The organism is Ruegeria sp. CDSB022, assembly GCF_059611145.1.
The window spans coordinates 36,387-61,985 of the sequence record NZ_JBXWOZ010000005.1 but is presented as its reverse complement, the minus strand read 5'-3'; the positions used below and the strand labels follow the sequence as shown (position 1 = coordinate 61,985).

Annotated in this window: 25 protein-coding genes, 1 other RNA gene and 1 riboswitch; of the genes, 13 read left to right on the top strand and 13 right to left on the bottom strand. The window is 57.6% G+C overall.

The genetic code is table 11. The annotated features are described in order from the left end of the window. Window positions 1-2: 2 nt before the first annotated feature. Complete coding sequence (gene xsc, locus AC2FIZ_RS10885; RefSeq protein WP_142637005.1) at window positions 3-1,781, bottom strand: sulfoacetaldehyde acetyltransferase; 1,779 nt, start codon at window positions 1,779-1,781, stop codon at window positions 3-5. 126 nt (window positions 1,782-1,907) lie between these two features. Next, entirely contained in the window at window positions 1,908-3,368 is a 1,461-nt protein-coding gene (gene pdxR / locus AC2FIZ_RS10880; RefSeq protein WP_281995399.1) for a MocR-like pyridoxine biosynthesis transcription factor PdxR, read from the bottom strand. A gap of 135 nt (window positions 3,369-3,503) precedes the next feature. Between pdxR and AC2FIZ_RS10875 the strand changes: the two genes are divergently transcribed. Further along, entirely contained in the window at window positions 3,504-3,812 is a 309-nt protein-coding gene (locus tag AC2FIZ_RS10875; RefSeq protein ID WP_142637001.1) for an ArsR/SmtB family transcription factor, read from the top strand. Further along, window positions 3,805-4,836, top strand: a complete 1,032-nt coding sequence (locus AC2FIZ_RS10870; RefSeq protein ID WP_271949736.1) for a permease — start codon at window positions 3,805-3,807, stop codon at window positions 4,834-4,836. The genes AC2FIZ_RS10875 and AC2FIZ_RS10870 overlap by 8 nt, the downstream gene beginning before the upstream one ends. Before the next feature lie 42 nt (window positions 4,837-4,878). Here AC2FIZ_RS10870 and AC2FIZ_RS10865 read toward each other — a convergent pair whose 3' ends face one another. Next, window positions 4,879-5,268 carry a hypothetical protein gene (locus AC2FIZ_RS10865; protein WP_281973090.1) on the bottom strand — a complete coding sequence of 130 codons (390 nt, stop codon included), beginning with the start codon at window positions 5,266-5,268 and terminating at the stop codon, window positions 4,879-4,881. Between the two features lie 51 nt (window positions 5,269-5,319). Further along, window positions 5,320-6,078 carry a DUF1013 domain-containing protein gene (locus AC2FIZ_RS10860; RefSeq protein ID WP_142636995.1) on the bottom strand — a complete coding sequence of 253 codons (759 nt, stop codon included), beginning with the start codon at window positions 6,076-6,078 and terminating at the stop codon, window positions 5,320-5,322. Window positions 6,079-6,208: 130 nt separating this feature from the next. Between AC2FIZ_RS10860 and AC2FIZ_RS10855 the strand changes: the two genes are divergently transcribed. Continuing rightward, on the top strand, window positions 6,209-6,838 hold the full coding sequence (locus tag AC2FIZ_RS10855; RefSeq protein WP_281973120.1) for a ribonuclease T2 family protein: 630 nt from the start codon (window positions 6,209-6,211) through the stop codon (window positions 6,836-6,838). Window positions 6,839-6,979: 141 nt separating this feature from the next. Here the strand turns inward: AC2FIZ_RS10855 and AC2FIZ_RS10850 are convergent, their stop codons facing one another. From AC2FIZ_RS10850 to AC2FIZ_RS10835, 4 genes are all read right to left on the bottom strand, one after another. Then, window positions 6,980-7,477 (bottom strand): thermonuclease family protein, encoded by a 498-nt coding sequence (locus tag AC2FIZ_RS10850; RefSeq protein WP_281973091.1) that lies wholly within the window; start codon window positions 7,475-7,477, stop codon window positions 6,980-6,982. Window positions 7,478-7,640: 163 nt separating this feature from the next. Then, entirely contained in the window at window positions 7,641-8,234 is a 594-nt protein-coding gene (gene recR, locus AC2FIZ_RS10845; protein ID WP_142636989.1) for a recombination mediator RecR, read from the bottom strand. A gap of 64 nt (window positions 8,235-8,298) precedes the next feature. Next, window positions 8,299-8,643 (bottom strand): YbaB/EbfC family nucleoid-associated protein, encoded by a 345-nt coding sequence (locus tag AC2FIZ_RS10840; protein ID WP_142636987.1) that lies wholly within the window; start codon window positions 8,641-8,643, stop codon window positions 8,299-8,301. A 155-nt stretch (window positions 8,644-8,798) separates the two neighbouring features. After that, window positions 8,799-10,550, bottom strand: coding sequence for a DNA polymerase III subunit gamma/tau (locus AC2FIZ_RS10835; RefSeq protein WP_271949774.1), 1,752 nt, complete (start codon window positions 10,548-10,550; stop codon window positions 8,799-8,801). Window positions 10,551-10,706: 156 nt separating this feature from the next. On the opposite strand from AC2FIZ_RS10835, the gene AC2FIZ_RS10830 reads away from it, so the two are divergent. Next, window positions 10,707-11,207, top strand: coding sequence for a protein-tyrosine phosphatase family protein (locus tag AC2FIZ_RS10830; protein ID WP_425595928.1), 501 nt, complete (start codon window positions 10,707-10,709; stop codon window positions 11,205-11,207). 1 nt (window position 11,208) lies between these two features. On the opposite strand, the gene AC2FIZ_RS10825 is transcribed toward AC2FIZ_RS10830, so the two are convergent. After that, window positions 11,209-11,613 (bottom strand): hypothetical protein, encoded by a 405-nt coding sequence (locus AC2FIZ_RS10825; protein ID WP_271949778.1) that lies wholly within the window; start codon window positions 11,611-11,613, stop codon window positions 11,209-11,211. 83 nt (window positions 11,614-11,696) lie between these two features. Continuing rightward, a riboswitch (cobalamin riboswitch) is annotated at window positions 11,697-11,916 on the bottom strand. Between the two features lie 139 nt (window positions 11,917-12,055). On the opposite strand from AC2FIZ_RS10825, the gene AC2FIZ_RS10820 reads away from it, so the two are divergent. Further along, entirely contained in the window at window positions 12,056-12,913 is an 858-nt protein-coding gene (locus AC2FIZ_RS10820; protein WP_496791013.1) for an alpha/beta hydrolase family protein, read from the top strand. A gap of 24 nt (window positions 12,914-12,937) precedes the next feature. Here AC2FIZ_RS10820 and rsgA read toward each other — a convergent pair whose 3' ends face one another. The 3 genes from rsgA to AC2FIZ_RS10805 form a co-directional block, all read right to left on the bottom strand. Then, on the bottom strand, window positions 12,938-13,966 hold the full coding sequence (rsgA, locus tag AC2FIZ_RS10815; protein ID WP_281995395.1) for a ribosome small subunit-dependent GTPase A: 1,029 nt from the start codon (window positions 13,964-13,966) through the stop codon (window positions 12,938-12,940). A gap of 158 nt (window positions 13,967-14,124) precedes the next feature. Beyond that, window positions 14,125-14,223, bottom strand: an RNA gene (gene ffs / locus AC2FIZ_RS10810) — signal recognition particle sRNA small type. A gap of 39 nt (window positions 14,224-14,262) precedes the next feature. After that, window positions 14,263-16,104 (bottom strand): 5'-nucleotidase C-terminal domain-containing protein, encoded by a 1,842-nt coding sequence (locus tag AC2FIZ_RS10805; protein ID WP_281995394.1) that lies wholly within the window; start codon window positions 16,102-16,104, stop codon window positions 14,263-14,265. 195 nt (window positions 16,105-16,299) lie between these two features. Between AC2FIZ_RS10805 and nudC the strand changes: the two genes are divergently transcribed. The 3 genes from nudC to AC2FIZ_RS10790 are packed head-to-tail and all read left to right on the top strand — an operon-like array spanning window position 16,300 to window position 18,280. Further along, window positions 16,300-17,280, top strand: coding sequence for an NAD(+) diphosphatase (nudC, locus tag AC2FIZ_RS10800; protein WP_496791012.1), 981 nt, complete (start codon window positions 16,300-16,302; stop codon window positions 17,278-17,280). Window positions 17,281-17,320: 40 nt separating this feature from the next. Continuing rightward, entirely contained in the window at window positions 17,321-17,788 is a 468-nt protein-coding gene (locus tag AC2FIZ_RS10795; protein ID WP_142636970.1) for an SRPBCC family protein, read from the top strand. A gap of 24 nt (window positions 17,789-17,812) precedes the next feature. After that, a complete protein-coding gene (locus AC2FIZ_RS10790; protein WP_281973098.1) occupies window positions 17,813-18,280 on the top strand; it encodes a GNAT family N-acetyltransferase in 468 nt (155 codons plus the stop codon). 1 nt (window position 18,281) lies between these two features. Here the strand turns inward: AC2FIZ_RS10790 and AC2FIZ_RS10785 are convergent, their stop codons facing one another. Next, entirely contained in the window at window positions 18,282-19,115 is an 834-nt protein-coding gene (locus AC2FIZ_RS10785; RefSeq protein ID WP_142636966.1) for a prephenate dehydratase, read from the bottom strand. 119 nt (window positions 19,116-19,234) lie between these two features. Here AC2FIZ_RS10785 and AC2FIZ_RS10780 point away from each other — a divergent pair, with 119 nt between their 5' ends. From AC2FIZ_RS10780 to AC2FIZ_RS10760, 5 genes are all read left to right on the top strand, one after another. Continuing rightward, window positions 19,235-19,744, top strand: a complete 510-nt coding sequence (locus AC2FIZ_RS10780) for a c-type cytochrome (protein ID WP_281973121.1) — start codon at window positions 19,235-19,237, stop codon at window positions 19,742-19,744. Window positions 19,745-19,918: 174 nt separating this feature from the next. Then, window positions 19,919-21,823, top strand: a complete 1,905-nt coding sequence (locus AC2FIZ_RS10775; protein ID WP_281973099.1) for an extracellular solute-binding protein — start codon at window positions 19,919-19,921, stop codon at window positions 21,821-21,823. Between the two features lie 9 nt (window positions 21,824-21,832). After that, complete coding sequence (locus tag AC2FIZ_RS10770; protein WP_142636962.1) at window positions 21,833-22,918, top strand: microcin C ABC transporter permease YejB; 1,086 nt, start codon at window positions 21,833-21,835, stop codon at window positions 22,916-22,918. Next, the gene (locus AC2FIZ_RS10765; RefSeq protein WP_142636960.1) at window positions 22,919-24,025 is read left to right on the top strand and encodes an ABC transporter permease; all 1,107 of its coding nucleotides are present in this window, start codon (window positions 22,919-22,921) and stop codon (window positions 24,023-24,025) included. Continuing rightward, window positions 24,022-25,599 (top strand): ABC transporter ATP-binding protein, encoded by a 1,578-nt coding sequence (locus AC2FIZ_RS10760; protein ID WP_142636958.1) that lies wholly within the window; start codon window positions 24,022-24,024, stop codon window positions 25,597-25,599. The genes AC2FIZ_RS10765 and AC2FIZ_RS10760 overlap by 4 nt, the downstream gene beginning before the upstream one ends.

The following is a 25,599-nucleotide window of genomic DNA, read 5'->3' as shown; positions in this document are numbered from 1 at the left end:
GATTATACCCCGGCCTGCGGTTCCATGTCGTCATTGCTGATGCCTGCCACCGCGACCGGTTTCTTCATTGCGTCCCGACGGAACGGTTCGCCCAGTTCCTGGTTGATCATGGCTTCGATCAGCGTGGTGATCCCATTCTTCTGATCCTCGATGGCCTGATTCAGGGCTGCAGTCAGCTCGTCCTGTGTGCGGGCCACGACACCTTTCAGGCCACAGGCCTGAGCGATACCGGCATAGGACACTTTGGTGTCCAGTTCGGTTCCGACAAAGTTGTCGTCGAACCACAGGGTCGAGTTGCGCTTTTCAGCACCCCACTGATAGTTGCGGAAAACGATCTGGGTGACTGCGGGCCATTCATCGCGGCCGATTGCGGTCAGTTCGGTTACAGCAATACCAAAGGCGCCGTCACCCGAGAATCCAACGACGGGCACATCCGGGCAACCGATCTTGGCACCCATGACAGATGGCAATCCGTATCCACAGGGGCCGAACAGCCCGGGGGCCAGATATTTGCGGCCCGCTTCAAAGGATGGGTAGGCGTTGCCGATGGCACAGTTATTGCCGATGTCGGACGAGATGATCGCCTCTTTCGGCAGGGCTGCCTGAATGGCGCGCCACGCCATGCGCGGGCTCATCCAGTCGGGCTTGGCTGCTCGGGCGCGTTCGTTCCAGGTTGTGCCCGGATCGTCCTGCTCGTGGTCCATCGAAGTCAGTTCCTGCGCCCAGCGTGACTTGGTTTCCGCGATTTTCGCTTTGCGTGCATCGCGTCCTTCGTCACCTGCGGTGTCTGACAGCTGTGCCAGGATATTGGTTGCAACGGTGGCTGCGTCGCCAACAATACCGACAGATACCTTCTTGGTCAGGCCAATGCGGTCGGGATTAATGTCAACCTGAATGATCTTTGCATTCGCCGGCCAGTATTCCATACCATAGCCAGGAAGAGTCGAGAACGGGTTCAGGCGAGTGCCGAGACACAGAACCACGTCTGCTTCTTTTATCAGCTCCATACCGGCTTTCGAGCCATTGTAACCCAGCGGGCCAGCAAACAGCGGGTGCGAGCCCGGGAAGGCGTCATTGTGCTGGTAGCCAACACAAACCGGGGCGTCCAGACGCTCGGCCAGTGCTTTCGAGGCTTCGATGCCGCCCGCAGACAGAACCGTGCCCGCACCGTTCAGGATGACAGGGTTCTTGGCATCCGACAGCAGCGCGGCGGCTTCGGTAACGGCTGATGCGCCGCCAGAAGGCAGTTCAAATTCAACTACGGCAGGCAGTTCGATATCGACAACCTGAGTGAAGAAATCACGTGGAACATTGATCTGTGCCGGTGCCGAGGCGCGCTTGGCCTTGGTGATAACGCGGCTCAGAACTTCGGCCATCCGCGAAGGGTCGCGTACTTCTTCCTGGTAGCAGACGCAGTCCGCGAACATGCGCATTTGTTCCATCTCTTGGAAACCGCCCTGACCCATGGTCTTGTTTGCGGCCTGAGGGGTCACAAGCAGCAGCGGGGTGTGGTTCCAGTAGGCGGTTTTGACGGCAGTAACAAAGTTGGTGATCCCCGGTCCGTTCTGCGCGATCATCATCGACATTTTGCCGGTGGCGCGTGTGTACCCGTCAGCCATCATCCCGCCCGAGCCTTCGTGTGCGCAATCCCAGAACGTAATGCCAGCTTTTCCAAAAATATCCGAGATCGGCATCATCGCCGAACCGATGATCCCAAACGCATGCTCGATCCCGTGCATCTGCAGAACTTTTACAAAGGCCTCTTCGGTGGTCATTTTCATCTGATTTGTCTCCGCGGATTTGTGGATGAAGCCGGACGATCAGCCCAGCCTTTGGGTACGGTTGTGGCCCAAGGGACGGAATGGCGTTAGGTCCAAAACGAAATGCGGATTAGGTCCAGACGCGGGCTACTGCGTTTGGATGGCATCCGCGATCAGCTTCACGCCCGGAGCGATGCGGTCGGGCGCGATGGATGAGTATCCGAGCCGATAGAAGTTCTGTGGCCTATCCGGCCCTGCGAAAAACGGTGCACCAGGCTCGATGTGAACGCTTTGGTTTTGCAGGCTGCGTGCCAGCTGGGACATGTCGACATGTTCGGGGGCGGACATCCACATCGAAGATCCGCCCATCACACCGCGCCCCGCCACCGACAGCCCGTATTCGTCGATAGCCTTGTCCATTGCCTCCCGCCGCTTGGACAGCTCTTTGGACATGCGCCTGATCTGTGCATCGTAATGTCCCAGAGACAGAAAATACGCTGCCGTGCGCTGAATGTGGCCCGGCGGGTGGCGCAGCACCAAAGAGCGCAGCGCGCGCGCCTCGCGGATAAACGGCTCGGATCCAACCATGTAACCAAGGCGCAATCCAGGGAACAGCGATTTTGAGAAGCTGCCCACATAGATGACACGTCCATCCCGGTCCATGGACTTCAGCGCGGGTGAGGGCGCCCCCAGAAACGCCATTTCGAATTCATAGTCATCCTCGACCACCATTGCGTCCAGATCCCGGGCACGATCCAAAAGTTGGCGGCGACGGGTGATCGGCATTGTTGCGGTTGTCGGGCTCTGATGGCTGGGCGTGGTGAAGATGACATCCGTTTCATCGGGCAGCGCCTCGGGTGGCAGGCCATCCTTGTCCACGCCAATGGGTACGACCGCGCAGTCCCAATGGTTCAACAGGCTGCGCAGCGCATAGTAACAGGGGTCTTCGATGACGGCGGTGTGATTGTGAGTCAGCAGAATGCGCGACGCCAGCCAAAGTGCGTTCTGAGCCCCCAGTGTGATCAATATTTCTTCGGGGCGGGCCGAGATTCCACGGCGGGGCAGAGTGTGGCGGGCGATGAACTCGATCAGCAACGGATCGTCCTGATCGACATAGTCGCGGGTCAGCGATTCGAAATCCTTGTGCCCCAATGCCCGCACTGCACATAGCCGCCAGTTGGCATGATCGAACAGGGTTCGGTCCGCCTGACCATAGATAAAAGGATAGGTATAGTCCCGCCAATTCCAGGGCTTGGGCAACACATCCGAATCTACAAACCGGCGGGCCAGCGCCTTGTCCCAATCCACGGTCTCAGTGCCCCGTTGGATGGGCGTGTATTTAGGCGGTACTGGCGCATTTTCCGACACATAATACCCAGATCGGCCCCGGGCGGTCAGGTAGTCATTGGCCAACAGCTCGGTATAAGCCAATGTCACGGTGATCCGGCTGACACCCAGATGCGTGGCCAGTTTACGCGACGAGGGCAGTTTTTCTCCGACATGGAAACGGCCTGACAGGATGCCTTCTGCAATCATCTGCTGAATCTGGGCCTGCAAGGTGCCTTGCCCATTCAGCTCTAGAAAGAACGTATCAACTGATATCCCCATAAGACCTTATAGAGTGGCCTTATTGATTGAGCAATCTGGACTCACGCTCTTTTCACGAATTCTGATCAGAATTTGTTGACGGTAGCTTTCAATATCTCTATATAACTAGAAATCTAGTTTATTGGAGTTGTGGATATGTGGGAAACCGCTGCAGCAGGATTTTCGGCGATGGGGTCAGAGGCGCGACTGAAAGTCCTCAAGACACTCGTTCGCGCCGGAGAGGCCGGGCTCACCGTAGGTGAAATCCAGGAGAGAACCGGCATTGCCCCGTCGACGCTGGCCCATCACCTCCGGTTTCTTGCGGCCGGTGATGTTGTCGAACAGGAAAAGATCGGGCGCACCACGATCAACCGTGCCCGGTATGACCATCTCAGAAACCTCGCGCAGTTCATTCTGTCGGAATGTTGTGCGGACGAAACTGGAAAGGCGGCAAACGATGGCTGACCTTACTCAGAGCCCTCGGGCCCCGTTCAAAGCTGTCTTCGACCTGATCAAAACCCCATGGGCGGTGATTGTCGCCATTCTGATCGCGGTGGCGATACTCGACCCTGGGAATCTAACGGAAGTGATAACATTTGCCGGCAAGGCACTGGCCCATACCGGCCAATATATTCTGTTTGCTGTGCTGCTGTTGTCATACCTCAAGGCCACCGGTGCCGAAGTCATGGTGGCCCGAGCCTTTGAAGGCCGCGAAACGCGGATGATCCTTTTGGCTGCCCTATTTGGCGGGTTGGCCCCATTCTGTTCCTGCGAGGTCATCCCGTTCATTGCTGGTTTACTGGCGCTTGGGGCGCCACTGTCTGCGGTTATGGCGTTCTGGCTCAGCTCTCCGCTGATCGACCCGCCGACGCTATTGATTACGGCTGGCGCATTGGGATGGCCCTTTGCTATCGGAAAAGCCGTAGCCGCAGTGGCACTTGGCCTGTTTGGCGGATTCGTCGTGCGCACCATGACGCGCAGCGGTGTGTTGACCCAACCTTTGCGGAACTACCAACCAACTGGATGCGGCAGTTGTGGACCTAAGCAAGAGGACAAACCGGTCTGGAAATTCTGGCATGACCCTGCGCGCCGGAATAGATTTCGTAGCGAGTTCTTTCGAAACGGCCTGTTCTTGTTGAAATGGCTGGCGCTTGCCTATGTTCTCGAGGCGTTGCTGATCAATTATGTACCCGCTGATCTGATCGCACGCGCGGTCGGAGGAGACGGCGTGTTGCCCATAATCATCGCGGCACTTGTTGGGATGCCGGCCTATCTGAACTCATACGTCGCGCCGCCGCTATTGGCAGGTCTGATGGAGCAGGGGATGAGCGCCGGGGCAGCAATGTCCTTTATGATCGCGGGAGCGGTCAGCTCGATCCCGGCCATGGCTGCGGTATGGTCGCTGGTCAGGCCGAAAGTGTTTGTGACCTATCTGGGCCTGGGGATAGTCGGCGCAGTGATCGCAGGGATCATCTTTCAGATGATCTGAAGGAAAAACCGCCCGGTGTGGACACCGGGCGGTTTTGCTTTGTCAGCTTGCTTCGCAATAGCGCGGAAGTTTGAAGCGATACCTTGGTTCACCGCTTTCCACATAGACCCGCTTTTCGACACAGGCGCTTTGGCCGACGGTCTGGGAAATCGGGGCCTCGGTCGAAGTGATCGACGTCGCGGACCCGTCGGGCAAACGTACCGAGGCAATCACCCCGTTCTTGAGGTCGCCGTTGATAGCGGTGGCGGACAGAACCGGTACGGTCATGAAGGCTTCGTGTTCATGCGTGCCGTCGTCGTTCAGCAACAGCAGGGCTGCGGCAACCGCGATAACGCCTACGACACCGAACGCGAGCAGGCCCCAGGTTCTTAGGAAGGCATAGATTGTCACGGCGCGGTGTGGGCCAAAAATGGCAGACAGTATGTTCAGCATCAGAGTCTCGTCAAAAAAGCCCCGGCCAGTTTGACCGGGGCTGTCTGCGTATCAGAAACGCGGATCGCTTTCGTCTTCATCCTCGGCCTCGCCTTTGGGCAAGTTGAAGAAACTGTCGGCGTCGATGATCGGCTCTTCTTTCTCCTCGGGGGAGTCATCAGACAACGAGAAGGTCTCGAGACCCTCGATCGCCGTTGGAATTTTGGGCGCTGCGTCCATTTCCAGTGACTGCTCGGTCGAAACCAGCTTGCGGCGCTCATCATCGCTCATGACGCCACCTTCAGCGGCTTTCTTGGCGGCGGCTTTCTGCACGATTGCGTCCAGCTCGGACTGTTTACACAAGCCCAGAGCGACGGGGTCAATCGGTTGCATGTTCGAGATGTTCCAGTGCGTCCGCTCGCGGATCGACTGGATGGTCGGCTTGGTGGTGCCGACCAGCTTGGCAATCTGACCGTCGCTGAGTTCGGGGTGGAACTTGACCAGCCACAGGATCGAGTTCGGACGGTCCTGACGCTTGGACAGCGGGGTATAGCGCGGGCCACGACGTTTTTCCTCGCCACTAGCAGCGGGGTTGAACTTGAGCTTCAGCTTGTGCAGCGGGTTGCCCTGCGCCACATCAATCTCTTCCTGCGTAAGCTGGTTGTTGGCGATCGGGTCGAACCCTTTGACGCCAGCGGCCACGTCGCCATCGGCGATGCCCTGCACTTCCAACTCGTGCATTCCTACGAAATCCGCGATCTGCTTGAAGCTGATCGTTGTGTTGTCTACTAGCCATACGGCTGTTGCCTTGGCCATAAGCGGTTTTGCCATCAGCCCGTCTCCTATGCATACATCTTTCCCGTCGCCGGAATTCGGCGGCCCCGTGATCTTGGGGCAGGTTTCCGTTGTCGGGGAACTTGGGCTGTATATAGTCGCGGCAGGGCAAGAAGGGAAGAGGCGAATGCGCTGGCTGGTTCTATGGGTTTTCAGTGCAATGACGGCGCTTGCCGAGGGTGAAAAACCGGGCGCGTTCGACTACTATGTCCTGGCACTTAGCTGGTCGCCGAACTGGTGCGCGCGCGAAGGCGACGCGCGTGGGTCCGATCAATGCGATGTACGGCATGATCACGGCTGGATTCTACACGGGCTTTGGCCGCAATTCCATCAGGGCTGGCCATCTTATTGCCGCACGGCCGAGGCCCCGCCGACGCGGACCATGACCCGTGAAATGGAAGATATTCAGGGCAGTTCCGGTCTTGCCTGGCATCAGTGGAAGAAGCACGGCACCTGCTCGGGCCTAAGCGCTTCGGACTATTTCACCTTGTCGCGGCAGGCCTATGGGTCGGTCGAGCGCCCAAAGGTGTTCCGCCAGTTGGACGCATCTGTGAAACTGCCCGCATCTGTCGTGGAAGAGGCGTTTCTAATGGCCAATCCGGGGCTGGAGCGCGACATGATCACCGTCACCTGCAAACAGGGCTATATCGAAGAGGTGCGCCTGTGCCTGTCGCGCGATCTTGATCCGGTGCCGTGTGGCCGGGATGTGATCAAGGACTGCGCGGCCAAAGACGCGCTTTTTGATCCGATTCGTTAGGGTTTGCGGTAAAGGCGAGATGGTGGGTAATCGCAACTTCTACGTTGTTGCCACCGCATCCTGTTCAATAGCCAGATCGTGCCGAGGCTAAGGCCTACCTTGCTATTCCAAAGTCCTCAGGGCCACTGCGATACCATAAAGCTAGTCGGAATTGCGTTTCGGTTTTACTTCGGAATGGAACGCGCGCATGTTTCCCTTTTGGCGTGCGGCTGCCCGCCAGAGTTTCTTTCGCGCATCGCCCGGCTCTAAATGCGCGTATTCACCGCCGGAAAACTTGGGCCAGTCCAGAGCCAGTCCAAGTTTAACCAATTCTGCGGCGACATCAGTACCATCTGGAAGCGTGCACTTGGCGACGATCCGATCGTAGGAAACCTCTTCTTTGATTTCGGCTGTGATCACCATGCCTTTGCACATCTTAATCAGCGCAAACTTGGATTTCTTGCCCCAGGGATGCTCAAGCTCGGGCGCATCGATTCCGGCAACCCTGCTCTTGGTGCCGCTTATCACGATCGTGTCGCCGTCGATTACGTGGCACTTGCCTTTGAGAGTCCGTGTGGTTGGATAAGCCGAGGGCGGCTGCTTTGACGGAACCGGTCGTGCTCCGGTGATCGCAGGTCGTTTAGTTGGTTGGAAAGGCACCACCCTAGATCGTTTGCGCGATGATCCGAACAGGGCCTTCAATATATATCTCAACATATGAAAAACGCATTCTAAATCTGCTTAATCGATGCGTAGAATGTTAGGCTGGATACAGTATTTGTGTAAACTTGATATTTGAATTCGACCAAGTGTCGAAGCTCAACTACAACTCCTTCCGCGCCCTCAGCGCCGCCGTAATCGTCCCGTCATCCAGGTAGTCCAACTCGCCGCCAATCGGCACGCCCTGCGCCAGCGAGGTCAGGCGCACCTGCCCGTCCAGTTGATCGGCTATATAGTGCGCGGTGGTCTGGCCATCGACAGTGGCGTTCAGCGCCAGAATGACTTCGGTGATCCCCTCGGCTGTGACCCGATCCTTGAGGCGAGGAATGCGCAGCTCATCCGGGCCGACTCCATCTAATGCCGACAAGGTGCCGCCCAGCACGTGATAGCGGCCTTTGAAAACCGCTGCGCGTTCCATCGCCCAAAGGTCGGCGACGTCTTCGACGACGCACAGCTCTCCGGTCGCGCGGACTTCGCTATCGCAGATGTCGCAGATATCCGAAGTGCCTACATTGCCGCAATTCAGGCACTCACGGGCAGTGATGGCAACCTGTTGCATCGCGTCCGCAAGCGGTGTCAGCAGAAGGGCGCGTTTGCGGATCAAATGCAGCACTGCGCGACGGGCCGAACGTGGGCCGAGGCCTGGCAGTTTGGCCATCAGGTCGATCAGATTGTCGATATCGCTGTTCGAACTCACTGCGCTTGCTCCTGCATAAGGGCCGGGCAGTTGGGCCCGGCCGGTATTTCGTCAGGAGTGCCTATCAGAACGGCAGCTTGATGTCTGCGGGCAGGCCCATACCTTCGGTCAGCTTAGCCATCTCAGCCTGCGACCGTTCTGCGGCCTTGGCCTGAGCATCTTTGACGGCGGCCAGGATCAGATCTTCGACCACTTCTTTGTCGTCGCCGTTAAAGATTGACGGGTCGATATCGAGACCTTTCAGCTCTCCCTTGGCCGTGGCTGTTGCCTTGACCAGCCCTGCACCGGATTCGCCGACAACCATGATGGTATTCAGCTCTTCCTGCATATCCGTCATCTTGGTCTGTAGATCCTGCGCGGATTTCATCATCTTGGCCATGTCACCCAGGCCGCCGAGTCCTTTGAGCATCGGTATTCTCCTAATATTCGGTTTGACGCCTAAATACGGGCGCGGTCGGCGCGGCACAAGGGCCGAGCTGGCTCCCGCCCGTCGTCAAGGCCTTTGGCCAGACCTTTCCTCCCGTTGGGCCCGGGAGGTTTCCAGTTGGGTCAGATGGGACGGTTTCAGTCTTCCTCGAACGGGTCCCATTCGTCTTCGACCTCGGGCAGCGCCTCGGTTTCCACTTTGGCGGCACGTTCTTCCGGTGTTTCAATCCGCTTGATGCGTGCCTTCGGAAATTGCATGAGCACCGCCTGAACCAACGGGTGTTTCTCAGCCTCTGCTTTCAACGCCAGCTCGGCGGCGTCTCGAATCTCGGCGATGGTCGCAACCTCACCATCGGCCACAATCGACACAGCCCAGCGGTTGCCAGTCCATCGTTGCAGCGACGAACCCAGTCTCGCTGCCAGATCTGTGGGTGCGTTCTGTGTCGGGGTGAATTCGATCCGCCCCGGTTGGTAAGAAACCAGCCGCACCCCGTTTTCGACCTCGACCAGAAGTTTCACATCCCGATTGGTGCGGATCAATTCAACCACGTGGTCAAAACTCGGATACCGTGCCAGCGCCGATTGGATATCATGGGCCAGAGCCGCCGAAGGCGCGCCGGCGGGGCTGCTAGTTGCGGACACGTAAGAAGATGATGCCGCTGGTACCGGAGCCTGAGAGGGCACGGCCATACCACCGCCCGGACCACCATTCGGAGGCGGTGGCGGGTTGTCCTGCAGGCGCTTGATCAGCTCTTCGGGGCTGGGCAAGTCGGCAACATGGGTCAGGCGGATAACGGCCATTTCAGCAGCCATCATGGCATTTGGCGCGGCCGATACCTCTTCCAGCGCTTTCAGCAACATCTGCCACATCCGGGTCAAAACGCGCATTGGCAGGGCCTCGGCCATTTGCTGACCACGGGCACGTTCATCAGGGGAAACCGTCGGGTCCTCGGCTGCGTCTGGCGTGATCTTCACAACCGAAACCCAGTGCGTGATTTCGGCCAGGTCACGCAGCACGGATAGCGGATCGGCCCCTTCGGCATATTGCCCGCCCAATTCAGTCAGCGCGCTTGCTGCATCCCCTCGCAGGATCATTTCCATCAAGTCCAATACCCGGCCCCGGTCGGCCAGACCCAGCATCGCGCGCACCTGATCGGCGCTGGTTTCACCGGCCCCATGGCTGATTGCCTGATCCAGCAGCGAAGTTGCGTCGCGCGCCGACCCTTCGGCCGCGCGGGTGATCAGCGCCAGGGCATCCTCCGCGATCTGTGCCTTCTCAGCCGCTGCGATCTTATTGAGCAGGCCAATCATGTCCTCGGGTTCGATCCGGCGCAGGTCAAATCGTTGGCACCGCGACAGAACAGTCACCGGGACTTTGCGGATTTCGGTCGTGGCAAAGATGAACTTCACATGCGCAGGAGGTTCTTCCAACGTCTTGAGCAGCGCGTTGAACGCGCTGGTCGAAAGCATGTGAACTTCGTCGATGATGTAGATCTTATAGCGCGCACTGGCGGCACGATAGCGCACCGAGTCGATGATTTCGCGAATGTCATTTACGCCGGTGCGGCTGGCGGCGTCCATCTCCATCACATCGACATGGCGGCCTTCCATGATGGCGACGCAATGTTCGCACTGGCCGCAAGGTTCGGTCGTGGGCTTGCCTTGCCCATCAGGACCGATGCAGTTCATGCCCTTGGCGATGATCCGGGCCGTGGTCGTCTTACCGGTGCCGCGGATGCCAGTCATGATGAAGGCTTGCGCAATCCGGTCGGCCTCGAACGCGTTTTTCAGCGTGCGCACCATTGCGTTCTGACCGACGAGGTCAGCAAAAGTTTCCGGGCGGTATTTCCGCGCGAGAACCTGATAGGCGGGGCTGGGCGTGTCGGTCATGTCTGCTCTGTTGGATTCGTGTCAGGTTTGCAGCGTAGAGACCCCCGCCGTCCGCGTCCACCGCGCGCGAAAAGGAATTTCGTTTTGGCAAGTTGCATCAGAGCCGGTAAATCATGAGGGGCTTTAGCCCCATGTGGTGATGCAGGAAAAGGAGCTGTGTTGGAGAGTTTTGCAATTCACCCTCTTGGATTGGGCAAAGGGCAGATCGCTCTGTGCCCACTGCCGGGGGTCACGGGCGATTATGCTGGGGATTTCGCAGTAATCCGGGATTGGGCGCCGGACCTGGTCATCTCGATGACGACCTCGGATGAGTTCCAGCATTCCGGCGGGCTGTCATTCGAGGCGGACCTGCAGTGCGAACGGATTGCCTGGGTTCACCTTCCAATCCGCGATTTCGGCGTCCCCACGCCTGAGGTTGAGGCGCTTTGGCCGCAAGCCAGTGAGGCGGCCCAACATGTCCTTGCCAGCGGTGGCAAGGTGCTGGTGCATTGCCGCGGTGGGTGCGGTCGCTCGGGGATGGTTGTGATGCGGCTAATGGTGGAATGCGGCGAAGCGCCTGGCCAAGCGCTTCGGCGGTTGCGTGCGGTGCGGCCCTGCGCGGTGGAAACCGACGCGCAAAAGGACTGGGCCGGGTTGCCGGCCCGAACCCTTCCCTGATTCAGGCAGACACTTGATACGGAATACTGTCGCTGCGCGGCGGCAGGGTCGAAACGTCGAGCATCGCACAGGGTGGTTCTGACAGAAAACCAGCGGATTTCTGGATGAACTCCGGCCCGAACATCATGTCGCCATAGGCGTCCAGCATTTCTGTCGGCGTGTCCGTACTGGTGCCGCAATAGACCCTGATCTGTTCTGATTGGGCCCGAAAACGGGCCGTGCAGCCTTCGGTGCAATGGGTCAGATCGCTAGTGCCTTCGACCTCGAATGTTTTGGATGCTGCAGGCGTTGCCGTCGCCATCGCCTCGGCCATGGCGCGTGCCATTCGGGCCAGGGCGGGGCAGGGTTTCCCGGTCCTCTGACAGACGGTTGCGGTGAATTCATGTGTCTTTGTCTTCCAGATCATAATGCGCCCTCCGCGCGCAGGACGAAGGGTGAGGATCAGGTGTGACAGCGCGCTGACGACCTGCCCGGACACCCCGCCCGAGTTTCGGTTTCGATACGATGGCAGGTCTCCTGACTTGCGGGTCGTCGCTTTGCCGACCTTCCCAGCCCTGGGGCCAGTGGTATTTCGGCATTGCTCACCGCTTACAGTTGCGGGGGCAGTCGCGGAGTTGGCCCTTTCCGGCATCGCCGGGGCAGACCGCACCGTGTTCCCTTTTCATCCCGCCCCAATTCCGGGGCAAGAACCATCACCACATCGCTAGCGGCTATGCAGACCCCGAGTCAAGCCACCTGTTGGGGTTCAAACCGGACGTTTGGTCATCTTGATGAAATCTTGACTCTGGTGGCCGAAATCGGGCCGATTGTTGAGTGAACCGAGTAGTTCAGAATTTGTCGGAAGCGCCATGCTTGATACCACGCCCTGCGTCCAGACTAAGGACTTTGATTTTGCCTCAGGCTCTGCCAGCCTGTCGGCGCGGCTGTATCTGCCTGAAACCGAGCCGAAGGTCGCCGTGGTGATTCACAGCGCAACTGCAGTGCCGCGCGACTATTACCAGCATTTTGCCCGTTGGCTGGCCGCCGAACAGGGTATTGCCTGTTTGACCTATGACTACAGCGATTTCGGGCATTCGCTGCGCGACAAACTCAAAACCTCTGAGGTGACCATGGCGGATTGGGCCTTGGTCGACATGCCCGCCGCACGGGCTGAGATGCGCAGGCGGTTCCCGGACGCTTTGCAGTGGAGCATCGGTCATTCCCTTGGCGGCTTGCTGGGGCCGGTGCAGCCAGACATTGATCAGATCGACCGGATGATCTGTGTATGTTCGGGGCTGGTTACTCTGTCCGACCATCCCTGGCCCTATCGCGGGCTGGCGTGGATGTTCTGGCATGTGCATGGGCGTCTGGCAGTGAATGCGCTGGGCTATCTGCCGGGCAAAGCGGTGGGGATCGGTGCCGATTTGCCTGGTCCGGTCTATTGGCAATGGCGTAGCTGGTGCACGGCGCCGCAGAATTATGTGCCGCAGATCGGTGACGCTCTGCCCGAAGCGAGATGGGCGCAATCGAATACGCCGGTGGACCTGTTCACCTTCGAGGACGACCAGATGGTGCCGCCAGACGCTGTCTGGCGGCTTGCCGATCTGTATGGACCAAAGGCGCGGCGACATCTGTTGTCTCCGAATGAATTCGGAGCGCCTGAGATCGGTCATATTGGCGCTTTTGCCCGCAGAAACCGGGCGGTTTGGCCCCGGTTGATTGCCTGAAAACGAGGCGCCTTTCTGTCACGCTCAGTGTCTGCTGCGGGACTTTTTGTCATTCATGACGGATCGCACCATTTTGCCAAAGGCTTTGTCACGTGCCCGTGACTGCGCGAGGGTTTCGGAATTCCTCTGATCTTCGCGCCGAAGCTTGTGCCAGCGCGCCAGCCGGTCGGGCTCAATCACGCCATTGGCAATCGCCTCTTGTACAGCACAACCGGGTTCGGCCTGGTGCTGGCAATCTGAGAACCGGCACCTTGCAGCCAATTCTAGAAGGTCTGAGAAAACCTCATCCACGCCGTCTTGGGCATCCATCAAACGCAGGGCGCGCATTCCTGGCGTATCAATCAGCCACCCCCCGTTTCGCATCGGGTGAAGCGCACGATGTGTCGTGGTGTGGCGACCCCGTGCGTCATCCTCGCGGATCCCCGCCGTTGTCCCGGCCTGACCAGTCATGGCGTTCGCCAATGTGGTTTTGCCGACACCGGATGAGCCGACCAAAGCAGCAGTTTGCCCGGAAGGGCACCAGGACAGGATCGGATCAATCTCTGACGCCTCCAGCGCGTTGACGGTTAGAACGGTCAGAAACCGAGCCAGCGAACTGGCCTGACTGGCATAGCTCTCTGGGTCAGGGCAGCTGTCGGCCTTGGTCAGGACAACAACCGGATAGCACCCGGCCTGATGCGCCAGCGCCAGATAACGCTCAAGCCGTGCCAGATTGAAATCGGCATTGCAGGAACTGACGATATACAGCACGTCCACATTCGCCGCGATCAGTTGAACCTGCGCACCGGTGCCTGCGGCCCGGCGTTGCAAGAGGCTTTTGCGCTCCAAAAGATGCCGAATGCGGTTTTGATCATCCGCAAGGATCCAATCGCCAACCGCAAATTCGCCGGTTGATCGGTCAGGGGTCAGATCAGATGTGTCGCCCAGCGCATTCAGGCCGATCAGGCGATCACGATGGACGGCGTTGATGCGATGCGGTGTGCAGGTAGGGTTCACAGCATGTTGGGCTGCAAAATGAGAGGACCATCCCAGGTCCGAAAGTGTTTTGGACATTGTTCTGCCTGTGTTCAGATACAGGAAACCATCAGGGTGGCAGACGCGCACCCATCGGTAACGTGTTCAGGCAAGAGCGGGGGTTAGTCCCGGATACGCTCTGCCCGAAGGGTCATTGCTACAATCATAAAGTCCCTCCTGCGGCAGTCGTTGCGCGTAAGTGAGAGGTTGGACATCGACCCAAGCGGGGCTCGTTGTGGCTGCTTCCTTCCGGATCTGACCAGGTTGGCGAGGCGCTCGCCCGCGCCAACCTCTCGAGGGTGGATATAGGCAGTTGGCCGGAAAAACACAACCCGTCAGAAGGTCAGAAGAATCCGTAAAAAGCCATTTTCGTCGGTTCCAAGGACTTGTGGATCAAATTCCTGAATGTCCTGCAGATGTCGGTGGGCATTTGGACCGGTGCGTAAGATCGCCTGCGTACCAGTGTTACTGGTGATTCTGAAGGGTTTCTGGGCCTCTTCCAGCGGATCGCTGACCAAGGTGCCTGACAGATAATCCAGCAGGGCTTGCTGGACCGGCAGGATGGGCATGTCGATACGTTGCGCATTACCCGCAAATGGGAAATGCCCGCCCCCGCTGGCGCGATAATTGTTAAGCGCGACGGCAAATTGCTGATCCGGTGCAATGGGGGTGGCACCGACCAGAACCTCTGAAACGCGCCGGTATTCGGCGTTGATCAAGGTGCCCATATCGTCGAAACGCGGAGGTTGTGTCAGATCAATTCTGCAGGACAGCCCGTATAGCACATCAAAGTTGTGACCCACCCGATTTTCGCAAATAAGTTCGGATGCAGATCCGGTCGAAATCTGGTTGAAAACAGCTGCGGACATCTCAAGCCAGTCCACGATTTGATCACCGGATACAATGACACCCTGCAATTCGTTTGGAAAAACATGCAGGTCAACCACGTTACGCAGGAATATCTCGCCAGGCTTAACATCCGTATAGAATCGCGGCCCGGCCCGACCGCCGAATTTCGAAGGTGAAACCGCCGATAAAATCGGAATGTCTGCCAGGTCGGTTTCGGACATACACAGACGTAACGCGGCAGCCTGGGCGGCGGCGACCAGCCTCAGCCCACGGTCCACGGCGCAAAAGCTGAAATAGCTGTGCAGATGGTGCGGGGTGCGCCCGACCGGCTGGCCCGCTCGCCTGCGGGTTTCGGCATGACCAGAGGAAAACAGATGCAACAATTCTGGATCTTCAGGCGCCAGTGATACGATTTCGTCGGGACGCCCCGCAGATATCGGTCGCAGCGTCGCCCGGGCTTCGCCAGCGGTCCAGCCGCCGCGCTCTGCCGAGTGAAGTTTCAAGTCAATCACCCCCAGATGTGATCCGGCCGTTCCGGGTAGGACAACTGGTTTGCCATGCACCAGAGTGTTTTCAGAGCCGGCCTTGGCGGGATAGGTCAAATGGGAATGACCAGCAATTATTGCGTCGATACCTTCGATTTCGGCTAGCGGAATAATCGCGTTTTCCATATTCCGTTGTGACCTGTCCGGTCCGAAACCGGTATGGGCCAACGCGATGATCAGGTCGCAATTTTCGTTTTGGAGCTTTCTGACTTTGTTTGCCGCACAAGTCAGGATGTCCTGAGTGGTAAGGGTGTCGTGCAGCTTGTGTGCCTCCCATTGCGCTGTCTGAGGCGGGAGGACCGAAAAAACCCCAATTTTCAAAGCCATAGGTGTCGGCGAGCCAGGGATCTCTTTGTGCAAAATGACATGATCTTGCCAGATCTGAGGCCCATTCGTGCGCAAGGCATTGCTGCTGAGCACAGGGCAGGGGGCGTCAGAGATAACGTGCTGTAAGAATTGAAGCCCGAATCCGAAGTCGTGGTTTCCCAGGCCAATCGCGTCATATCCCAGGCTGCCGAAGGCCTGCATCAGGATGTGCGGCGCATTGGCGGGATCGGCAGCCCAATCCCCCAACGGTGTACCCTGCAGAGCGTCTCCGTTGTCGAAGAGCAAGACGATATCTCCGTCTGCCTCAGCCTCGTTCCGCGCCTGCCGGATCAGGCTGGCCGTTCGGGTCAATCCGATCGTAGGTTCGTCTTGATCCGCGTAATAATCAAAACTGCACAGGTTCATGTGCAGATCGGTGGTCGCCAAAATCCGGATACCTACAGACTGATCAGACAAATGCGAAATTGTTTTTAATACTCTACTTTTGGCAGTTTTATGAATAACAACTTCAACAAAAAGCATAGTAAGTGCAAATTTTTTTATGCACTTGCGGTAATTTGACGGGATCGCCTCGGTTTTCGGTCGTGGAATTGTCGTTGCAACACCGAAGCTGTCATGGCAGCCCTGTGCAGGCGAACCAGAGGAATTTAAATGAAGAACGCGGAACAGGTAACGTTTGGTGGATCAGGGCTGGATCGTGCCGCACATCTTCGCGGAGACGTCGACACGATGGCAGCAGCGCGAGCACATCCGAAAGCGAAATGCCTGTTGCTGTGGCGCGGAAAGCTGCTGGTTCAAGGAGAGGCCCTTGATCAACTCTGCTTGTTACCTGTCTTGCATGAGCTGATCGCAAATGGTCCCGGTGGGATCGTCCCAGCGCCAGTATTGCTTGGTCTCTCGGATGAAGTTCCGGTTTTTGCCTTTGATATATCCGATTGGATGCCCGAGGGCGTTGACATGTCCGAGCTTGGGGCATTCTTCGACCGATCAGAGCAACAGCACCCGGATTTGCCTGAAGGTCAGGTTTTTGTCGAATTGCGCCGCATCATGGCGCGCCTTTCCCCACGTGATGCCGAACTTTCGGCTTCCGCCAAGGCGGTCATCGCCTGGCATCAAACCCATAGGTTTTGCGCCCGTTGCGGCGCCGCCAGCGAGATGTCGCAAGCAGGATGGCAACGCAGTTGCCCGTCGTGTGGGGGGCAGCATTTCCCACGCACCGACCCGGTCGTCATCATGTTGATCACATATGGGAATTCGGTGCTGATGGGGCGATCCCCGGGATGGCCTGAAGGCATGTATTCGCTACTGGCCGGATTTGTCGAACCCGGAGAAACGCTGGAAGCGGCGGTGCGCAGAGAGGTGATGGAAGAGGCCGGTGTCCCCGTCGGGCAAGTAACCTATCTTTCCAGCCAGCCCTGGCCCTTTCCGGCGTCACTGATGTTTGGCTGTGCAGGCGAGGCATTGTCGCAAGAAATCACTATAGATCCGGTTGAAATCGAAGACGCGATATGGGTGGATAAGGCTGAAATGATGCAGGTCTTTGCTGGGGAACATCCCAGCCTTCTGCCAGCGCGCAAAGGCGCGATTGCGCATTTTCTGCTGCAAAACTGGCTTGCAGATACGCTCGACTGACAAAATACTGGGCGAATAGGCAAGAGAACGATAACCCACCATGCAATTCTCCGCACGTGAAGATATTCAGGCCCCTGTCAACGCAGTGTTCGAAATGTTTGCGGATTTCGAACGGTTCGAGCGGATGGCAATGCGCCGCGGGATCGAGGTCCGGCGTTTGTCAGGGCATATGGGCGTTGTGCCCGGTACATCCTGGGAGACCGAGTTCCGTATGCGCGGAAAGCCTCGGCGCGTGGAAATCAATATGGCCGAATGTGATCCACCGACCCATATGCGGTTCGAGGCGGCAAGCAAGGGAATGAATGGCTCAACCAGGGTCGAGTTTCTGGCCCTGTCGCAACGTAGAACCCGGCTGACCGTGGATATGTCGCTATCGGCCAAATCCCTGCCTGCACGGCTGTTGCTGCAATCGCTCAGATTGGGTCAGTCGCGGTTCCGGCGACAGTTTCAGGCCCGCCTCAGCGAATTCGCGCGGGAAATGGAAGAACGTCATCTGCACGGTTCATGAGAATTCCGAGACAAGAGGCCTTGAATGTCTGATGTGATATTGCGCAGCGCAGTTGTGGATGACGCCAAAGGTATTTCCGAGGTCCTGCAAGAGATCGTGACCGCCGGTAAGCGCACCAAACCCAGCGATGAGAGTTTTGCCAAAGAGCATTACATCAGCCACTGCGGCAGCATCCAATGCACCGTGGCGGTGCAGGGTTCACAGGTATTGGGCTTTCAGGCGCTGAAACTGTCCGTCGACGGAAACACTTATGGCGTAACAGCCGGTTGGGGCATCATCGGAACACATATACGCCCGTCAGCCGCGCGCATGGGGGTCGGGCGGGCCCTGTTTCAGAAAACGCTGCTGGCGGCCCGAGCCGCAGGTCTGCCTGCAATAGACGCGACCATTGGAGCGCAAAATGCCGAAGGCCTGGCCTATTACGCGGCCATGGGATTTGTCGGTTACCGGTCACATGAAGGTGCGGTGTGCAAGAAATACCAGTTAGCCTGAGCTAGCCGCGCGGCTGGACGGCTGGATACACGCCCAGAATCTCGACATTGGTGGTGAAATGTTCCAGCTCTTCCAAGGCCAGTTGTACATTGCGGTCATCCGGGTGCCCGACAATATCCGCATAGAACTGCGTGGCCGTGAACGACCCGTCGACCATATAGCTTTCCAGCTTGGTCATGTTGACACCATTGGTGGCGAAGCCGCCCATCGCCTTATACAGCGCGGCCGGGATGTTGCGGACCTGAAACACAAAACTGGTGATCATCCCATGCGCCCCGCGCCGCGACAGATCCGCGTCGCGTGACATGATCAAAAAGCGCGTGGTGTTGTCGTCGCTGTCCTCGATATGGCGGGCCAGGACGTTCAGGTTATAGATCTCTCCGGCCAACTCGCTGGCCAGCGCGGCAGAATGCAGTTCGGCGGCCTCGGAAACCTCGCGCGCGGCGCGGGCATTGTCCGGGCTGACGCGTCCCTGAATGCCGTGCTGCTTCAGGAACCCAGCGCATTGTGGCAGCAGCACCAGATGCGAATGCGCTTCGGTGATGTCGCTCAGCTTGGCACCGGGGACTGCCAACAAATTGATGTGTACGCGAACAAAAGCTTCGTCGATGATATGCAACCCGCTATGGGGCAGCAGGCGGTGAATATCGGCCACCCGCCCATAGGTCGTATTTTCGACCGGAAGCATCGCCAGGTCTGCTTTGCCGGACCGAACTGATTCGATAACATCCTCAAATGTGCGGCAGGGCAGGGCCTCCATATCGGGACGAGCGTTTCGGCATGCCTCGTGGCTATAGGCACCGGGTTCTCCCTGAAATGCGATACGTTTTGTCATTTGGTCGATTCCGTGCAACAAGTTCCAGAATTGGGCGTTTAGTCGCGGTGTCTATACCTTGCCTCTTGTAAGGGGAAGCCTTAGACACCCCGCAGACAGCTGAAATGGACTCGCGATCAATGTTCGACACGATGACAGTTACCAAGGCCGCAGCAGGCCTGTTTGGCACCTTCCTGGTGCTGCTTCTGGCCAAATGGGCCGCAGAAGAGCTTTACCACGCCGATGCCCATGGCGAGACGGCTTCGTACATCATCGAAACCGAAAGCGCAGGCGAAAGCGCCAACGGTGAAGAGGTAGTATTTGAAGAGCTGCTGGCCGCCGCCGACGTTGAAAAAGGCGCCAAAGTTTTCCGCAAGTGTACCGCGTGTCACAAGCTGGAAGACGGTGCAAACGGCACAGGCCCCTATCTGTATGGTGTCGTTGACCGCCCTGTCGCAACGGCCAGCGGTTTTACCGGCTATTCGCCACCGATGCAGGCCCATGGCGGCAACTGGACACCCGAAGCACTGGATGCCTTCCTGACCAAGCCAAGCAGCTATATCTCGGGCACATCCATGAGTTTTGCTGGCCTGAAAAAACCGCAGGACCGTGCCGATCTGATTGCCTATCTGCAGACAATCGGCAACTGATGCCACACCGGCACATCTGAAATTCAAAGCCGCTGCCCCGTGCAGCGGCTTTTTTTGTATGAAGAAACCTTCACAATGCGCTCACGCATTCTAAACTTGAATCAGTCAACGCTGGACCTTTAGCTTCGTTCAGGCGCAAGACTATAAGAAGTGACGCAACAGGGGATGAGCCAAATGGAATCCAACCGACAGATTGTTCAGGCACGTGCATTGGATTTCAGAGGTTGGTTGACCATACCGATTACCGGCTTTTTGCTGCTTGCGCTCATGACCTCTCAACTGTTTGCCGAAGAGACCATCATCAAAAGCCACGGATTCTCGGAATTTGGCGATTTGAAATACCCTGAAGGGTTTGCCCATTTCGATTATGTAAATCCTGATGCGCCGCGCGGCGGAGAGTTGTCTTATGCAGCGCAAGGGACATTTGACAGTTTCAACCCCTACACGCGGCAGGGCCGCGCGGGTGCGCGTTCTGCGGATCAGTATGAATCCCTGATGGTCGCGTCCTATGATGAAACGGCCACTTACTACGGTCTGCTGGCAGAAAGCCTTGAATACCCGGAAAGCCAGGATTGGGTCATCTTCAACATGCGACCTGAGGCGCGGTTTTCCGATGGAACCCCGGTGACTGCCGAAGATGTTGTGTTTTCGCATAATCTGCTGCTGGAACAGGGGTTAAAATCCTATGCCGACGCCGTCCGCGAGATGATTCCGCGTGCCGAAGCGCTGGATGATCATCGGGTTAAATTCTACTTCGCACCGGATATCCCGCGCCGTGGCCTAATAAGTCAGGTTGCCGGGACATCTGTGTTTTCCAAGGCCTGGTTTGAGGCAGACCCTGAAAACCGGCGGCTCGACAAATCCCGGCTTGAGCCCGGTATCGGATCCGGACCTTATGTTTTGGACAGCTATGACATCAACCGGCGCATCGTCTACAAGCGCAACCCGGACTATTGGGGCGACCACGTTAATGTGAATATTGGCCGCAACAACTATGACTCCATCCGGATCGAATATTTCGCGGACTCGATTGCTGCGATGGAGGGGTTCAAAGCGGGCACGTTCACACTGCGCCAGGAAAACAACTCGAAAAGCTGGGCAACGGCCTATGATTTTCCTGCCATAGCAAACGGAACAGTGGTTCGGGTAGAGCTGGAAGACGGGGATGTCCCCAACGCTTCGGGCTTTGTCATGAACCTGGACCGGCCGCAATTTCAGGATCCCAAGATGCGCGAAGCCGTCCAGTTAGGGTTCAACTTCGAATGGACGAATGAAAGCTTGCAATATGGCCTGTTTCAGCAGCGCGACTCATTCTGGCAGGGAACTCACCTAGAGGCGACGGGGCTGCCCGAGGGGCGTGAACTGGAGGTTCTGCAAAGCCTGGGCGATGCGCTGGACCCTGCGGTACTGACCGACCAACCGGTCGTTGCCCATGAATCCCGCGCCGAGCGTCAGAACGATCGTCGCAATCTGCGCGCCGCGATGAAGCTGCTGGATGAGGCCGGTTGGCAGGTGGGCGAAGACGGTATCCGCCGCAATCAAAACGGTGAAGTACTAGCCATAGAATTTCTGTCAGACCAGCCGACTCTTGATCGTATAATCCAGCCATTTGTCGCTAACCTGAGGACGATGGGTATCGATGCGACCTACAATCGTGTGGACAATGCGCAATTCACCCTGCGCCGCCGTGACCGGGATTTCGACATGATTTTCGGCGGGTACCCAAGTTCGCTGCAACCTTCGACGGGACTGTACCAGCAATTCGGAACCGAGGCGGCCTCGTATTCCGTATTCAACCCGTCCGGCGCGCACGGCCCGGATATTGAACCACTGATCGACAACATCGTGGCAGCGACCAACAGCGAAGAGTTGTTTGCCAATGTTCGCGCCCTGGACCGTGTTCTGCGGGCCAAGCGGATCATGGTGCCCACTTGGTATTTGGGCAAATACTGGGTTGCCTATTGGGACATGTATGAATACCCGGAAAACCTGCCGCCTTATTCATTGGGAGTCGAAGACCTGTGGTGGATCAACGCCGAGCAGGAAGCCCAGTTGAAATCCTCCGGCGCCTTGAGGTAATCCGCCCAAATGGGAGCATATATTCTAAGACGCCTGCTGCTGGTCATTCCCACACTGCTGGGAATCATGATCGTCAACTTCACCCTTGTGCAGTTTGTGCCAGGCGGCCCGATTGAACAGATCATCGCCCAGATGGAGGGTGGTGGAGATGTATTTGAAGGTATCGCTGGCGGTGGTGGCGATATTGAGCAGCAGACCGGCGGAACAAATGACCGCTATATCGGCGGGCGTGGCCTGCCGCCTGAATTCATCGAAGAACTGGAAAAAGAATTCGGGTTCGACAAACCGCCCTTGGAACGGTTTCTGAATATGATGGGTAATTACCTGACTCTGGATTTTGGCGAGAGCTATTTCCGGTCGATCAGTGTGACCGATCTGGTGCTGGAAAAGATGCCGGTGTCTATTTCGCTGGGGCTTTGGTCGACGCTGATTGCCTATCTGGTGTCGATCCCTCTGGGTATTCGCAAGGCGATCAGGGACGGATCAAGCTTTGACACCTGGACCAGTGGCGCCATCATCGTGGCCTATGCTATCCCGGGATTTCTGTTCGCCATTTTGCTGCTGGTGCTATTTGCCGGTGGGTCCTATTGGCAAATCTTTCCGCTGCGGGGGCTTACCTCGGACAACTGGGACAGCCTGAGTGTATTTGGCAAGATTGCCGATTACTTCTGGCATATCGCGTTGCCGATCCTGGCGCTGACCATATCGGCCTTCGCAACGCTCACCTTGCTGACCAAAAACTCGTTTCTGGACGAGATCAAAAAGCAATATGTCATGACCGCCCGCGCCAAGGGCCTGAGCGAAAGCCGGGTGCTGTATGGCCACGTATTCCGCAATGCGATGCTGATCGTAATTGCGGGTTTTCCGGCCGTCTTCATCGGTGTGTTTTTCGGAGGGTCAATCATCATCGAAACCATCTTTTCGCTGGATGGATTGGGTCGCCTTGGGTTCGAGGCGGCGGTCGCGCGCGACTACCCGGTTATCTTTGGAACGCTGTTCATCTTTGGCCTGATGGGGCTGGTGGTCGGCATCATCAGTGATCTGATGTATGTGCTGGTTGATCCGCGCATCGACTTTGAAAAGCGGGAGGGGTAAATGGCGCTTTCCCCCCTGAATCAGCGCCGGTGGCGCAACTTCCGTCGCAATGGCCGGGCGTTCTGGTCGCTGATCATCTTCTCGATCCTGTTCGGCCTGTCGCTATTTGCTGAATTTATCGCAAATGACAAACCGATCCTGGTGAAATACCGCGGTGAGCTTTATACGCCGATCTTCAATTTCTACCCAGAGACCGAGTTTGGCGGTGATTTCCAAACCGAAGCAATCTATCGCGACCCCGAAGTGCGTTGTCTGATAGACAGTGGCGGTTTGGATCAGTGCTTTGACGATCCTGACGGTATTATCGAACAGATCGAGGCCGGATCCTTTGCCGCCGACGGGTTCGAGCGCGGCTGGGCCATCTGGCCGCTGATCCCATACTCTTTCAAAACCAGCGTTGATCGGCCGGGCGCCGCCCCGCTGCCGCCCAATGGTCAGAACCTGTTGGGCACCGATGACACCAAGCGCGATGTGCTTGCACGGGTGATCTATGGGTTCCGTCTGTCCATTCTGTTCACGCTGATGGTCACAGGTGTCGCCAGCCTGATCGGTATCTTCGCAGGCGCAATTCAGGGCTTTTTCGGCGGCTGGCTGGATTTGATCTTTCAAAGGATCATCGAGATTTGGTCGGCCACCCCATCGCTTTATGTGATCATCATCATGTTCGCTATTCTAGGGCGCAGTTTCTGGTTGCTGGTGTTGCTTATGATCCTGTTCAGCTGGACCGGATTGGTTGGCGTTGTTCGAGCTGAGTTCCTGCGGGCGCGAAACCTTGAATATGTCCGGGCGGCGCGGGCGTTGGGCGTCAGCAACCGGACGATCATGTTCCGCCACATGCTGCCCAATGCAATGGTCGCCACGCTGACCTTCATGCCCTTCATCGTCACCGGAACGATTGGCGGGCTTGCCTCGCTGGATTTTCTGGGCTTCGGCCTGCCGTCCTCGGCCCCGTCGCTTGGCGAGCTGACCTTGCAGGCAAAACAGAACTTGCAGGCCCCTTGGCTGGCCTTTACCGCCTTTTTCACCTTTGCCATCATGCTGTCGCTTCTGGTCTTCATTTTCGAAGGCGTCCGCGATGCGTTTGATCCCAGAAAGACCTTCTCATGAGCCTGCTGGATGTAAACAACCTCAAGGTTTCGTTCCGGCAGGACGGGCAGGTCAGTGCGGCGGTCAAGGGCGTGTCCTTCACGGTGGATCGTGGGGAAACCGTGGCTTTGGTAGGGGAATCCGGGTCCGGAAAATCTGTGACCGCCTTGTCGACCGTCTCGCTGTTGGGAGACAGCGCGATTGTCGAAGGTTCGGTGAAATATGACGGGCAAGAGATGATCGGGACGTCCGAGCAACATCTGATGGATGTGCGCGGCAACGACATCAGCTTCATCTTTCAAGAACCGATGACATCGTTGAACCCGTTGCACACGATCCAGAAGCAGATGGCAGAATCGCTGGCGCTGCATCAGGGGGTGGTGGGCGACGCGGCCCGTGATCGGATTGTCGAGTTGCTGACGAAGGTTGGTATCCGGGACCCGAAGGATCGGTTGGACAGCTATCCGCACCAACTTTCGGGCGGACAGCGGCAGCGCGTCATGATCGCCATGGCGCTGGCCAATAAGCCGGACATTCTGATCGCAGATGAACCGACCACGGCGCTGGACGTGACCATTCAGGCACAGATACTCGAGTTGCTGGCAGACCTGCAGAAAGCCGAAAACATGGGAATGCTGTTCATCACCCATGACCTTGGCATCGTGCGCCGGATCGCCGACCGAGTTTGCGTCATGAAGGACGGAGAGATTGTCGAAGCCGGTGCAACCGCGGACATCTTCGAGAACCCTCAGCATCCCTATACCCGGAAATTGCTGGCGGCCGAACCGTCGGGCCAACCCGATCCGGTCGCCGCGGATGCAGAAGAGGTCGCCCGCACCGATCACCTGAAAGTCTGGTTCCCGATCCAGCGCGGCTTTCTCAAGCGAACTGTCGGCCATGTTAAGGCGGTGAATGACGCCAGCCTCAGCGTGCGCGCCGGCGAAACCGTGGGGATCGTGGGCGAAAGCGGGTCGGGCAAGACCACGTTGGCGCTGGCCATCATGCGGCTGATCGCGTCCGAGGGTGGTATCACCTTTCGCGACCAGGATGTGCGCCGTTGGTCCACACGCGAATTGCGCCGTTTGCGCAAGGATATGCAGATTGTGTTTCAGGACCCGTTTGGCAGCCTGAGCCCGCGCATGACCTGTATGCAAATCATCGCCGAGGGTCTGGCAATCCACAAGGTTGATCCACACCGCTCCCCGCGTGATCTGGTGGCGGATGTGATGACCGAAGTGGGGTTGGACCCGGCGTCGATGGACCGGTATCCGCACGAGTTCTCGGGCGGGCAGCGGCAGCGTATCGCCATCGCACGGGCGATGGTGCTCCGTCCCAAACTTCTGGTGCTGGATGAGCCGACAAGCGCGCTGGACATGACGGTTCAGGTGCAGATCGTAGACTTGCTGCGAGATCTGCAGCGGAAATACGGGTTGGCATATCTGTTCATCAGCCATGACCTAAAAGTGGTCCGGGCGATGTCACATAATGTCATCGTTATGCGGAACGGTGACGTGATTGAAATGGGCGCTGCCGAAGACCTGTTCGAAAACGCGCAGACAGATTACACCCGCGAATTGATTGCGGCAGCGGGCTGA

Bases quoted from the DNA above. Each gene is read 5' to 3' on its own strand.
- AC2FIZ_RS10825 (WP_271949778.1), bottom strand. From the start codon at position 11,613: ATGATCTGGAAGACAAAGACACATGAATTCACCGCAACCGTCTGTCAG.
- AC2FIZ_RS10820 (WP_496791013.1), top strand. From the start codon at position 12,056: ATGCTTGATACCACGCCCTGCGTCCAGACTAAGGACTTTGATTTTGCC.
- xsc (WP_142637005.1), bottom strand. From the start codon at position 1,781: ATGAAAATGACCACCGAAGAGGCCTTTGTAAAAGTTCTGCAGATGCAC.
- nudC (WP_496791012.1), top strand. From the start codon at position 16,300: ATGAAGAACGCGGAACAGGTAACGTTTGGTGGATCAGGGCTGGATCGT.
- AC2FIZ_RS10765 (WP_142636960.1), top strand. From the start codon at position 22,919: ATGGCGCTTTCCCCCCTGAATCAGCGCCGGTGGCGCAACTTCCGTCGC.
- AC2FIZ_RS10785 (WP_142636966.1), bottom strand. From the start codon at position 19,115: ATGACAAAACGTATCGCATTTCAGGGAGAACCCGGTGCCTATAGCCAC.
- AC2FIZ_RS10870 (WP_271949736.1), top strand. From the start codon at position 3,805: ATGGCTGACCTTACTCAGAGCCCTCGGGCCCCGTTCAAAGCTGTCTTC.
- AC2FIZ_RS10860 (WP_142636995.1), bottom strand. From the start codon at position 6,078: ATGGCAAAACCGCTTATGGCCAAGGCAACAGCCGTATGGCTAGTAGAC.
- AC2FIZ_RS10855 (WP_281973120.1), top strand. From the start codon at position 6,209: ATGCGCTGGCTGGTTCTATGGGTTTTCAGTGCAATGACGGCGCTTGCC.
- pdxR (WP_281995399.1), bottom strand. From the start codon at position 3,368: ATGGGGATATCAGTTGATACGTTCTTTCTAGAGCTGAATGGGCAAGGC.
- AC2FIZ_RS10795 (WP_142636970.1), top strand. From the start codon at position 17,321: ATGCAATTCTCCGCACGTGAAGATATTCAGGCCCCTGTCAACGCAGTG.
- AC2FIZ_RS10835 (WP_271949774.1), bottom strand. From the start codon at position 10,550: ATGACCGACACGCCCAGCCCCGCCTATCAGGTTCTCGCGCGGAAATAC.
- AC2FIZ_RS10760 (WP_142636958.1), top strand. From the start codon at position 24,022: ATGAGCCTGCTGGATGTAAACAACCTCAAGGTTTCGTTCCGGCAGGAC.
- AC2FIZ_RS10875 (WP_142637001.1), top strand. From the start codon at position 3,504: ATGTGGGAAACCGCTGCAGCAGGATTTTCGGCGATGGGGTCAGAGGCG.
- AC2FIZ_RS10865 (WP_281973090.1), bottom strand. From the start codon at position 5,268: ATGCTGAACATACTGTCTGCCATTTTTGGCCCACACCGCGCCGTGACA.
- AC2FIZ_RS10775 (WP_281973099.1), top strand. From the start codon at position 19,919: ATGGAATCCAACCGACAGATTGTTCAGGCACGTGCATTGGATTTCAGA.
- AC2FIZ_RS10770 (WP_142636962.1), top strand. From the start codon at position 21,833: ATGGGAGCATATATTCTAAGACGCCTGCTGCTGGTCATTCCCACACTG.
- AC2FIZ_RS10780 (WP_281973121.1), top strand. From the start codon at position 19,235: ATGTTCGACACGATGACAGTTACCAAGGCCGCAGCAGGCCTGTTTGGC.
- AC2FIZ_RS10790 (WP_281973098.1), top strand. From the start codon at position 17,813: ATGTCTGATGTGATATTGCGCAGCGCAGTTGTGGATGACGCCAAAGGT.
- AC2FIZ_RS10840 (WP_142636987.1), bottom strand. From the start codon at position 8,643: ATGCTCAAAGGACTCGGCGGCCTGGGTGACATGGCCAAGATGATGAAA.
- rsgA (WP_281995395.1), bottom strand. From the start codon at position 13,966: ATGTCCAAAACACTTTCGGACCTGGGATGGTCCTCTCATTTTGCAGCC.